This window comes from Secundilactobacillus pentosiphilus (assembly GCF_002217985.1).
Taxonomy (GTDB): domain Bacteria; phylum Bacillota; class Bacilli; order Lactobacillales; family Lactobacillaceae; genus Secundilactobacillus; species Secundilactobacillus pentosiphilus.
Window position 1 is genome coordinate 1 of the sequence record NZ_BCMI01000008.1, and the last position, 10699, is coordinate 10699.

The 10699-nt window shown below is 50.5% G+C and carries 12 protein-coding genes; 6 read left to right on the plus strand and 6 right to left on the minus strand.

Annotation, left to right across the window (positions count from 1 at the left end):
- Positions 1–197 precede the first annotated feature (197 nt).
- Genes CES81_RS05270 through CES81_RS05280 form a run of 3 tightly spaced genes read left to right on the plus strand, consistent with a single transcriptional unit; the run spans position 198 to position 2721 of the window.
- Complete coding sequence (locus tag CES81_RS05270) at positions 198–923, plus strand: ABC transporter ATP-binding protein (protein WP_089120966.1); 726 nt, start codon at positions 198–200, stop codon at positions 921–923.
- Positions 920–2065, plus strand: coding sequence for an ABC transporter permease (locus CES81_RS05275; protein WP_089120967.1), 1146 nt, complete (start codon positions 920–922; stop codon positions 2063–2065). The genes CES81_RS05270 and CES81_RS05275 overlap by 4 nt, the downstream gene beginning before the upstream one ends.
- Positions 2066–2076: 11 nt before the next feature.
- Complete coding sequence (locus CES81_RS05280) at positions 2077–2721, plus strand: TetR/AcrR family transcriptional regulator (RefSeq protein WP_225356350.1); 645 nt, start codon at positions 2077–2079, stop codon at positions 2719–2721.
- Between the two features lie 59 nt (positions 2722–2780).
- Here the strand turns inward: CES81_RS05280 and CES81_RS05285 are convergent, their stop codons facing one another.
- Entirely contained in the window at positions 2781–4370 is a 1590-nt protein-coding gene (locus CES81_RS05285) for an MFS transporter (protein WP_439951275.1), read from the minus strand.
- Complete coding sequence (locus tag CES81_RS05290) at positions 4339–4905, minus strand: PadR family transcriptional regulator (protein WP_089120969.1); 567 nt, start codon at positions 4903–4905, stop codon at positions 4339–4341. The genes CES81_RS05285 and CES81_RS05290 overlap by 32 nt, the downstream gene beginning before the upstream one ends.
- 322 nt (positions 4906–5227) lie before the next feature.
- Here CES81_RS05290 and CES81_RS05295 point away from each other — a divergent pair, with 322 nt between their 5' ends.
- From CES81_RS05295 to CES81_RS05305, 3 genes are all read left to right on the plus strand, one after another.
- A complete protein-coding gene (locus tag CES81_RS05295; RefSeq protein WP_089120970.1) occupies positions 5228–5854 on the plus strand; it encodes an NADPH-dependent FMN reductase in 627 nt (208 codons plus the stop codon).
- The gene (locus CES81_RS05300) at positions 5854–7221 is read left to right on the plus strand and encodes an NADPH-dependent oxidoreductase (RefSeq protein ID WP_089120971.1); all 1368 of its coding nucleotides are present in this window, start codon (positions 5854–5856) and stop codon (positions 7219–7221) included. The genes CES81_RS05295 and CES81_RS05300 overlap by 1 nt, the downstream gene beginning before the upstream one ends.
- 139 nt (positions 7222–7360) lie before the next feature.
- On the plus strand, positions 7361–7828 hold the full coding sequence (locus tag CES81_RS05305; RefSeq protein WP_089120972.1) for a glutathione peroxidase: 468 nt from the start codon (positions 7361–7363) through the stop codon (positions 7826–7828).
- A gap of 69 nt (positions 7829–7897) precedes the next feature.
- Here CES81_RS05305 and CES81_RS05310 read toward each other — a convergent pair whose 3' ends face one another.
- The 4 genes from CES81_RS05310 to CES81_RS05325 form a co-directional block, all read right to left on the minus strand.
- Positions 7898–8704, minus strand: coding sequence for an alpha/beta hydrolase (locus CES81_RS05310; RefSeq protein ID WP_089121022.1), 807 nt, complete (start codon positions 8702–8704; stop codon positions 7898–7900).
- A gap of 132 nt (positions 8705–8836) precedes the next feature.
- Positions 8837–9325, minus strand: a complete 489-nt coding sequence (locus CES81_RS05315) for a hypothetical protein (protein ID WP_089120973.1) — start codon at positions 9323–9325, stop codon at positions 8837–8839.
- Between the two features lie 123 nt (positions 9326–9448).
- Positions 9449–10015, minus strand: a complete 567-nt coding sequence (locus CES81_RS05320; protein ID WP_089121023.1) for an LOG family protein — start codon at positions 10013–10015, stop codon at positions 9449–9451.
- A 72-nt stretch (positions 10016–10087) separates the two neighbouring features.
- Entirely contained in the window at positions 10088–10582 is a 495-nt protein-coding gene (locus CES81_RS05325; protein WP_089120974.1) for a methylated-DNA--[protein]-cysteine S-methyltransferase, read from the minus strand.
- Positions 10583–10699: the final 117 nt, after the last annotated feature.

Sequence of the window (10699 nt, forward strand, 5' to 3'; positions counted from 1 at the left end):
CCCTGTTAAATATGCTTTAATAGCTATAATTTTAGTATCCCAGGAAATTTTAGTCATAGAAATACCCCCAAAGTTGTTTCCAACTTTGGGGGTACACGTCATTTAATCGAAGCTCTTTTTTTCTTGAAATTTTGCGAAGGTGAGTCTATACTCACTAGTGAGTAATCAATTACTTACCCATGAACGGAGGGGTTAAAATGGCGGATGGAATCATTGATTTGGAACACTTAGTTAAGAAATTTGGCAAACAGACCGTTTTAAAGGACGTTAATTTAGCGGTGATGCCCCAACAGATCGTCGGTCTGATCGGGCCATCGGGTGCCGGGAAATCAACGGTAATCAAAACAGCGTTAGGGATGGAAGTGACGGATGGCGGCACGGCCACGGTTTTTGGTCAAGTCATGCCGAAACGCCCGTTATTATCACGAATCGGGTACATGGCGCAAACGGATGCCCTGTATGAGTCGTTGACCGGGCGGGAGAACCTCAAGTTTTTTGCTCAGATGAAGGGCCTCAAAAAAGCGGCGTTGAGAGAGTCCATTGATCACGTTTCTCACGTAGTCGATCTGCAGGACGATTTGGATAAACGCGTCAGCGGCTATTCCGGCGGCATGATGCGGCGTTTGTCGCTGTCGATCGCGCTTTTGGGCAGTCCCGAACTGCTGGTGTTGGACGAACCCACCGTGGGCATCGACCCGGCGCTGCGCCGGCAGATCTGGCAGGAACTGGATGCCATTCGTGACGAGGGCCGCAGCATCCTGATCACCACCCACGTGATGGAGGAGGCTGAATTGACGGACAAAGTCGCGTTATTATTGGGCGGCAAGGTGATCGCCTTTGATGAACCGGCCGCGCTGAAAGCCCAGTATCAGGTTGATTCGATTGAAAACGTCTTTTTGAAGGCAGAAGGTGAATTTAAATGAGAACTTTTGCGATTATGAAACGGGTGCTGACCGAAATGCTGCGAGACAAGCGGTCACTGGCGCTGCTGTTCTTGGCGCCGATCCTAGTCCTCTGGTTAATGAGTGTTATTTTTACAGCCAACTCCACGACTAGCGTGGAAGTCGGTACGGTGGGCGTGACCACCAGCGTTTCCACGAACTTAAATCAGGTAAAACACGTCAACGTGCATCACTATGCCAGTCAAGCCACCGCTAAAAAAGCGCTGAAGGCTGATAAAATCGATGCAATCATTCACAAAACGGGTTCGAATTATAGCCTGACTTATGCGAATACGGATTCCAGTAAGACGTCGGCAGTCAAAATGGCGTTTAGAAGCGCGCTGACCCAGACGAACATCAGCCAGATGAAGTCGCAGCTAGGGACGGCACATAAAACTATCGGCAAACTGCAGAAGACCTTGCCGGCGCCGGTCCAAAAACAGTTGCGAAGTCAACTGCCGAAGCAAAAACAAGCGGCGGCGCCACAAATTACCAACCACTACGTATACGGTGACGCGAATACCGGGTTCTTTGATAAAATGTTACCTATATTAATGGGCTTCTTCGTGTTCTTCTTTGTCTTCTTGATTTCTGGGATGGCCCTTTTAAAGGAACGAACCAGCGGGACGCTGTCACGGCTGCTGGCAACGCCGGTGAAACGCTATGAGATCGTCTTCGGCTACATGGCCAGTTACGGGATCCTGGCGATTTTTCAAACGATTTTGATCGTCATGGCCACCATCTGGCTGCTGGGCGTGGAAGTGGTCGGCAGTGTCTTCAACATCATTGTCATTAACCTGATCCTAGCGTTAGTCGCGCTGGCATTTGGCATCCTGCTGTCGACTTTTGCCAACTCCGAGTTTCAAATGGTGCAGTTCATTCCGGTGGTGATTATTCCACAGATCTTCTTCTCCGGGATCATCCCAATGGATGCCATGGCCAGCTGGATCAAGGATATTTCCTACATTATCCCCATCAAGTACTCCGGTGATGCCGTCACCGGGATCATGATGCAGGGGAAGAATCTGTCGTCGTTTGGCCTGGACATTGGCGTACTGCTGATCTTCCTGGTCGTGCTCACCATTTTAAACGTCGAAGGGCTCAAACGTTACCGTAAAGTATAGGGGGGATTTTCTTGCGAGACGAAATATCTGCCAGCTACCGCGACTGGCTGGCTGAACAGGAAATGCCCAAGGGCAAGCGCGCGGCCATGCTGTCAGCGTTGGAACTTTTTTCCAAACAGGGTTACGACGGCACATCAACCATGGCGATTGCTAAGCACGCGGGCATCAGCCAAGCCACGATTTTTAAGTATTTTAAGACCAAGAATGACCTGTTAGCGGCGATTTTAAAGCCGATGATCAATCACTTACTGCCGGAATATCGCGAGGACTTTTTAGCTGAGATCCCGGCGATGGCCACCCTGCAGGAAACCGTCCACTTTCTGGTGCGGGACCGCTACGAGTTTTTGATCAAGAACCGGGAAGTGGCACTGATTTTTCTTACGCAAGTCATGACGAACGCTGACACGCGGGCCATGTTTCAGAAATTCATGGCTGAAACGGCGCCGATGTTCATCAACGCCATTTACGGCACACTTCAGAAAAGCGGCAGCCTGCGGGACGATTTACCACCGGCCGCCGTACTGCGAACCATTGCGGGACAACTGCTCAGCTACTTTATTCAGCGGCAGGTGCTGATGCCTGACGCGAAGGCGGATGAAGACGCTGATCTGCAGCTGATTGAAGCGTTGATCGTGCGGGCAATCAGTAAAACCTAGGATGTAAATTAAAAGGATTTGATCAGCGGTATGTCGCTGGTCAAATCCTTTTTAATTGTTTAATCTTGATCTTTAATAGTGACGTCAGCGGACTTGGGGTTGCGCTGCAGCAGGAGTGCCGCAGCAATACCGCCGATGACGGCAATGACGGCCGCGGTGATTGCAACAGTGGCCATGCCGTTATCATAAGCCTTGATGACGATCTGCTGGAAAGCGTGCGCAAACGGTGCGTGGCTCAACCGGTTCGAAAAGGCGATCCCGTGACCGGAAAACGGGCCGGCATCGATCAGGGCTTTTTTCAAACCGCTGAGAGCTGGGGCGGGCATGCGGACCGAAGCCAGGTGGCCGTTGAGATAGCTCTCGTACTGGTTATCCTGGATCAGGCCTAAGCCCACGACACCAATGGTGGTGCCCAGTTGCCGGAACACGTTCAGCAAACCAGAAGCCATGCCCATTTCGTTGGCTTGAATGCCTTCCATGCCGGCGGTGTTTAACAGGGGATTGACCATCCCGTTAGCGATCCCCATGCCGACCATTCCCGGCCACAGGTCAACGAAGCTAACGGTGGGACTAATGGCCCGCGCCATCAGCCAAAAGCCGATCGCTCCAATGAACATGCTGATGCTGATCATCCACTTTTTGGAATAACGGGCACTGAGGATACCCACGATGGGCCCCAGAACTAGCGACCAAACACTGATGGTCAGCTGACGCAGCCCGGTTTGAGTGGCGGAGTAACCGATGTAATTTTGCATTAAAGCGGTCAAGAAGGTGTTGTAAGCGTAGAAGCCGGCTCCCAACGTGAAGGCGACGACCACGACGCCGATGAAATGCGGTTTCTTAAACAGTTTTAAGTTGACCATCGGATCCTTCATCTTTGTCTCGGCAAAAATAAACAGGATCAAGAAGATGGCGCCGCCAAGCAGCCAGCCGCTGACCCGAACGTCGGTCCAGGTCCAGTGCGGGTGGCCTTCTTTGACGATCAGGCCGTAAATAATGGCGAATAAGCCAGCCGCTGACAGCAGCATTCCCAGCAGGTCAACTTTTTGGTTCTTACCGTAGCTGGGCGTTTCTTGAACGTAGATCACGGTTAAAATAACCGCCAGGATTCCAAACGGCACGTTGACGTAGAAGATTGCCGGCCAGCTGAAATGTTCAACTAAGTAACCGCCGATCAGCGGACCTGAAGCAGAAGAGACCCCGATGATGGAACCCAGGATGCCCAGCGCCAGGCCGCGGTCTTTTCCTTCAAAGTTTGAGGCGACCAAAGCCATTGACAAAGACATCATTCCAGCACCGCCGATGGCTTGAACGCCACGGCCGATGTCTAAGATCAGGAGGCTGGCCGCCATCCCGTTGACGGCTGAAGCCAAAACGAACAGGACCAGGGAACCCAGGAAAATTTTCTTCCGGCCGTACATGTCACCTAACTTCGACATGATCATTAGGGTTACCGCGTAGACCAGGGTGTAGGCGTTTAGGACCCACTGTAAATCGGTAAAGGTGGTGTTGAAGTCGCGTACCATGGTCGGCAGCGCGACGTTGACGACGGTGACGTCCAGCAGCCCCATGAAGACGCCCAGTCCCATGGCTGCTAAGGCGATCCACTGTTTGACGCTAGTTTTTTGCTTCATTGTGATGCTCCTCATTTAAAATTTCGAATAAATACTGCGTGACCCAGTCCAGTTTCGTCTGACTAATGGCCACGCTGAGATCGATGGAACGAATACCGGCCTTCAAAGCCTCGATGTTTAGACTATGATCCGCTAATAACGTTAATAAGTGCTCGTGAACCCCGCGGTAGATGTTGAGGTCTTCTTGAACTTTATTGGCATAGTCTTGCAGGATCCTTTTTTGCTGAGTCAGTTCAACGGCGAACAGCCCCCGGAACTTGAAGCGGTAAATGGATTCGCTGCGGGCACCGTCAGCTACGGGCTGTTTCATGAGCTCATAGAAGTGAGCCTCGCCGGCAGCCGTGATGTGCGCCAGTTTCTTATTGCGCGGGTCCTGTGAATCCTCGATGAAGACGATGTCGCCGTTAGCCTCCAGTTTTGAAAGCAGCGGGTAGATGACACCGTTGGAAATTTTACGCTGGGGGACCAGCGCACTGCCTAAAACGTCCCTTAACTTATAACCAGACATGTCGCGGGACATGAGCATGCCTAAAAGCAGTAATTCGTACATAAAACCCTCCATAGGTCAAAACGACTTATTGAGTATAGGTCGTTTCGACGGGTAAAGCAAGTAAAAGTTTAAGCGGGCAGGCTGAATGAGAAGAAATAATTGATAGTATTGTGGTATACGGTCATTCCAAAAATATATATTACATTTTGGAAAAAAGAATTATTTTGATTAAGGTCTGGCGCATTTCGTGTTATTATAATAGGTAAATACGGGACTAAATTCTCATGTACATTTTTCACAATGGTCTCTATGATGAGATGCACCGGCACGTTTAATTCCTGTAACTAGTCCTGAAGAGGCCGTTAGAAAGGGTGAATGACATATGAAGAAGTTTGTGGCACTGGTCGGTACCAACACCGCTAAATCAACTAACCGTAAGTTACTTAAGTATATGAAAAAGCGCTACGCGGACGACGCCGAAATCGACGTTGTTGAATTGAAGGGGCTGCCGATTTTTAAGAAGACCGAGGAGGTATTCATTCCGCAGCAAGCTAAAGACATTGCTGAAAAGATCGATGCCTCAGACGGGGTGATCATTGGAACACCAGAATATGATCATTCCGTTCCAGCATTGTTATCTAGTGCACTAGCTTGGCTGTCATACGGGATCCATCCATTAATGGATAAACCGGTGATGATCGTCGGTACTTCGTACGGGACGCTGGGGGCTTCCAGAGCACAGGCTCAGTTGCGACAAATCTTGGATTCACCCGAACTCAAGGCCACGGTGCTGCCGAGTTCCGAATTTTTGCTGGGGCATGCTTTACAAGCCTTTGATGACAACGGCGATTTGAAGTCAGCCGAGGAATCCCAAAAGCTCGATGGTTTGTTTAAGGACTTTTTGGAATTTGTTGATTTGACAGAACAGCTGGTTAACTCGAAGAAACTGCACGAGCAAGATGCAGCTACCTTCACTTGGGATAACGGTACTACAGGAGATGATAAATAATGGTTAAATTAGTTGGGATCGCCGGTTCGATCGGCGAACAATCATATAATCGGATGTTACTGGAATTTATCCGTGACCACTTTAAAAAATCAGTCGACATTGAGATCTTAAATATCAATGACGTCCCCGTGTTTAACGAAGACGAAGATCACAATGACAACCCGGTGGTTCATGAACTGGCACGTAAGATTTCTGGCGCCAACGGTGTGATCTTAGCCACACCGGAACATAACCACACCGTACCGGCCGCCATGAAGAACGTGATCGAATGGCTGTCCAATAACGTTCACCCGTTAAACGGCAAGGCGGTCTGGATCGTGGGGGCTTCCTACCATACCCAGGGTTCTTCGCGGGCACAGCTGCACTTGAAGCAGATCTTGGAATCCCCAGGGGTCAACGCCTTTGTCATGCCGGGCAACGAATTTTTACTCAGCAACGCCAAGGAAGCCTTTGACGACGATGGCAACCTGAAGGATTCGCGGACGGTTGGTTTTCTTGAATTAGTCATGAAGAAGTTCTTAACGTTTATGAAGGTGATTGAAATGATGGATGCGCCAGATCCAAAGAATGCTCACGAAGAAGATATGGATTCTAAGCACCCCGTGAACACCACCGTTGAAGACGTTGACATGACCGATCCGGAATGGGTTGAAAAGGCTGCGGAGAAGACCCATGCAGCCAGTGGCGGCGACTACGTTAAGTTAGATCGCGGTCTCTTAACGGTCGATCAATTGAACTGCTTCTTGAACTCCATGGCCGGCGAATTAACGTTTGCTGACGATAATAACCAGTTCATTTACTACAATAAAAACGCGGACGCAGCTCACATGCTGGCCCCAAGAACGCCTGATCAAGTTGGTAATCCGCTGAGCGCGGTTCACCCAGACCGGGTGATCGAACACGTTAAGCAGGTGCTTTACGCTTTGCGGACCGGCGAAAGCGACGTGGTTTCCATGCCGGCACAAACCGGTCCTAACCAGCACGTGATGCACTACTACCGTGCCATGCGTGACGAAAACCGCCGTTACCGCGGTGTGAACGAATTGGTGATCGATATCATGCCGATCCTGAAGTACTACCTGGCAGCAACTGGTCAAAAGCTGGTCAAGGATCCCGATGCCGTACCGATGTCACCAATCACCGGCTTAGATGCCGTTACCGGGGCTTCAGCACATTCAGATCCAACTACGGATGCGACTAGCGGCGCCTCAGCTTCTAAGTCAGCTGAGAAGCCGGCCGCACCTGAACCTGTGAAGGACGATGCCTTAACCGGTGCTTCCGAGGAACCGGCGGCAGACGCCGCACCAAAGAAGCCGGAAGAAACACCAACGGATACGGATGCCACTACCGGTGCCTCAGAAAGTTAAGCGTCAATGATTTAAACGAAGTGAATAAAAGCCCGTGCAGCTGCCATAGCCGTGCGGGCTTTTTAAGCTGGTTTACTTGTTTGGCTGGTGTAAAAGCAGTATATTGATTGTACACAATCTAACTGGAGGCGGGTCACGAATGAACAATATCTATGATTTCAAAGAAACCGAAATGAGCGGGCAGCAGATCAACTTTGCCGATTACCGCGGGAAGGTCGTCATGATCGTTAATACCGCCAGTAAGTGCGGCCTGGCGCCACAGCTTGAAGGCATTGAAAAGTTGTATCAAAAGTACCATGATCAGGGCTTTGAAGTCCTCGGCCTGCCGTCAAACCAGTTTCATCAGGAACTGGCGTCGGATGAAGCAACTGAGGCCTACTGCCAGCTGCACTATGGTGTCACCTTTCAGATGACTAAACAAGTGCAGGTCAATGGAGACGGTGAGGACCCGCTGTTTACCTACCTTAAGGATACGGCGGGGCACGGCCGCATCAAGTGGAACTTCACCAAATTTCTGATTGGCCGTGATGGCCAGCTGATCCGCCGGTATGCGCCGATTGTTAAACCGGCCAAGATTGAACCGGCAATCGTGGAAGCGTTAGGGTAGGCGCTGACCGCGTAAAATTAAAAAAAGTGTGAAGCTTAATCGGCAATGATTAGACTTCACACTTTTTTGCTACATATCTGGATGTTCTATTAGAACAGTCCGTTTCAAGAAATCAACGGTTTCATTAAAGACGTCATCTAAGTAGCCTTTAGCATGCCGGGTTCCAGGGACCATATTCAGTTCGAAGGGAACGCCAGCGTCGGTTAAAGCATTCGCCATGGCTAAGACGCCGCTGGTCGGCACGAATTCGTTCAAGGAGTTTGCTAAATACATGCGGCCGGTTTGGCTGGTTACCCGGTGGACGGGTGTTGCCGCGGTCAGTTCATCGGTGCGCTGGTCAAAGTAGTTCATCACGAACCACTTATAGAAGGCATCGTTAGCCCCAGTCTGGTTGATGGTGGCGCTGGCCTGCTGGTTAAACCCACTAGTGTCGCCTTCCGCCGCTACCACGTCCTGGTGTTTTGCCAGCCAGTCGTCAATGTCTAGGATACCGGAAAGGGAGACGGCGGGGATGCCGTAGCGAATCGCCATTTCCACTGCCATATTACCGCCTGCCGAGGAACCGACGACCCCAATGGGCATTTGGTTATAAGCGCTCCGTGAAATCCATTCCATTAGTGCTGCCATATCGGCCAAGGGTTCCGGATAGTAGACTGCTGGTGTCATCCGGTAATTCGGTACCAGTACCATGTAACCCAGGTCGGCTAACCGGGTTGCCCAGTCCGCGTCCTTGCTTTTGTCACCACGGAACCAGCCCCCGCCGTGAATATCAATGATCAGCCCTAAAAATGGTTTTGAGCCGTCATGATAAGCATCAAGTGTTAGGTGGTGATTTTCATCATAGGTAATGTCGTGTTCGACTTGCATATTACCCACCTCCAAAGATTGAATTTACGGTGAGTATGGCAAATATGTGGTACAAAATCAAGCATTTGGCCCGCAAGCACAGCTCAACGGCCATTAAAAAGCGGCATGAACGCCTTGCTCAGGAATTCATACCGCTACCATTCACGGTTGAAGATGATAGATAACGATGCCAGCTGCGTAGGCCAGCACGACCACGTTACTCGTAATGATGAGGTGACTGGCCAGCGACATGAGGTGGTGGTAGTGAGCGCTGAGTTCGGTTAACGGCGCTGAAACTTTAATCAGTTCGGTATGCTGCTGGTAAAGCTGCTCGTACTTTGAAGCCAGGGAGTCGTATTTAAGGTCCCAAAACCAAAACAGCCAGGACAGGCAAAATGAGCCTACTGCTAAGCTGACAAACAGCTGTTCAGCTGGTGCTGCCAGTACTTCCTGCATGCTAACGGCGGTATAACTCATGGACGCTAACGGCTGAACACTGACGACACCGATCGTTGACGCGAGAAAAAGCAACACGCAAATCAGCTGTGAACACGCTGTTCTGACGTGACATTTGGCTTGTTTATCTAACGCAATCAGTCCCTGAGAAACATCGGTTTGTACCTGAGTATTGTAGTGCAGGTTGGCAAGCATGGCAGACCACTCCTTTCTTGATTCAAGACCCTTTTGACAAAATTATAACTAAAATGCCCCATTTTTTAAAATAAAAGGCTCGCTAATCTTGAATTAGCAAGCCTTTGAGTGATTTTAGTATTTTTAGTACTTGGTTCTGATAATGGGCGGGACGTAGTTGTTCATAAACTCAAAAATAGCGGGTAGGGTATTGGCGAACAGCAGCTTACTGCGGTGTTCAGCGGTGAGAAAGTCTTGCTGAACCATTTGGTCAAACAGCGTTTTTAGCGGATCGTAATAGTGGTTGACGTTGTAGAAAACACAGGGACTCAGGTTATCACCGATCCTAGCCCAGGAGTAAGCTTCCGTAATTTCCTCTAAAGTTCCGGGGCCGCCCGGCAAGGCAATGCTGCCATCAGACATTTCCAGCATCTTTTGCTTGCGGATCGCCATGTTATCGACCACCGTTAAGTCGGTGATGTTGTCGGCACCAGCGCCGCGCTGCGCTAAGTTCTTCGGCATGACGCCGTGGACTTTGCCGCCGTTTTCCATGACCGCGTTGGCGAGTACAGCCATCAGTCCGACGCTGCCGCCGCCATAAACCAGTTCCAATTGATGGTCGGCAAGGTAGTGGCCTAAATCGGTCGCAGCTTGTTGATAAACGGGTAAATTACCGGTAGCTGCGCCACAGTAAACTGCAATTTTTTGAATCATTTTTCTAGCCTCCTAAACACTGCCTCTAAGCATTTTGTATCTACCAATGTATGATGAAATCAAGCTGCTTTATGCTTTTTCCAGAGCTAACAGGTAGCGCTTGCGTGCCAGCCCGCCGGCGTAGCCCGTTAAGCTGCCGTTAGCACCAACGACCCGGTGGCAGGGAATAATGATGCCGATGGGGTTGTGGGCTACGGCGCCGCCGACTGCTCTGGCTGAGCCCGTTTTGTGACCGTTGCGCTTCGTCAGCTGGTCGGCAATCTGCTGGTAAGTCATGGTGCTACCGTACGGGATCGTTGTCAGTACCCGGTACACCTGCTGGCGAAAGGGCGTCGTTTGCGGGTGTACCGGCAGCTGATCGATGGCGGGTTTGCGGCCGTCGAAGTAAGCGTCCAACCACCGGCTGGTCTGCTGAAGAATCGGGGAGGTGCCGTGCTCGATCGTCGCTAACCGATATTTGGCACCAACGTGAGCCTGATCCGAGTACCAAAGCCCCAGTAAAGCAGTTGAATCTGCCAGCAGGATCAGTTGACCCAGCGGCGAAGAATAGGTTGTCTGCAGCATGCCATCAGCTCCTTTTTAATTTACCTGAAGATTAGGCTATTTTTGGTGAATTGGCAAGTGGGGCGTACGGGCGCGTGGGGGTAAAATTAAATCGAAAATATGTTCGCCCTTCCTCTT

Excerpts from the sequence above, each read along its gene's own strand:
- CES81_RS05285 (WP_439951275.1), bottom strand. The coding sequence starts at position 4,370 with ATGAGGAGCATCACAATGAAGCAAAAAACTAGCGTCAAACAGTGGATC.
- CES81_RS05300 (WP_089120971.1), top strand. The coding sequence starts at position 5,854 with ATGGTTAAATTAGTTGGGATCGCCGGTTCGATCGGCGAACAATCATAT.
- CES81_RS05270 (WP_089120966.1), top strand. The coding sequence starts at position 198 with ATGGCGGATGGAATCATTGATTTGGAACACTTAGTTAAGAAATTTGGC.
- CES81_RS05290 (WP_089120969.1), bottom strand. The coding sequence starts at position 4,905 with ATGTACGAATTACTGCTTTTAGGCATGCTCATGTCCCGCGACATGTCT.
- CES81_RS05315 (WP_089120973.1), bottom strand. The coding sequence starts at position 9,325 with ATGCTTGCCAACCTGCACTACAATACTCAGGTACAAACCGATGTTTCT.
- CES81_RS05305 (WP_089120972.1), top strand. The coding sequence starts at position 7,361 with ATGAACAATATCTATGATTTCAAAGAAACCGAAATGAGCGGGCAGCAG.
- CES81_RS05325 (WP_089120974.1), bottom strand. The coding sequence starts at position 10,582 with ATGCTGCAGACAACCTATTCTTCGCCGCTGGGTCAACTGATCCTGCTG.
- CES81_RS05275 (WP_089120967.1), top strand. The coding sequence starts at position 920 with ATGAGAACTTTTGCGATTATGAAACGGGTGCTGACCGAAATGCTGCGA.
- CES81_RS05295 (WP_089120970.1), top strand. The coding sequence starts at position 5,228 with ATGAAGAAGTTTGTGGCACTGGTCGGTACCAACACCGCTAAATCAACT.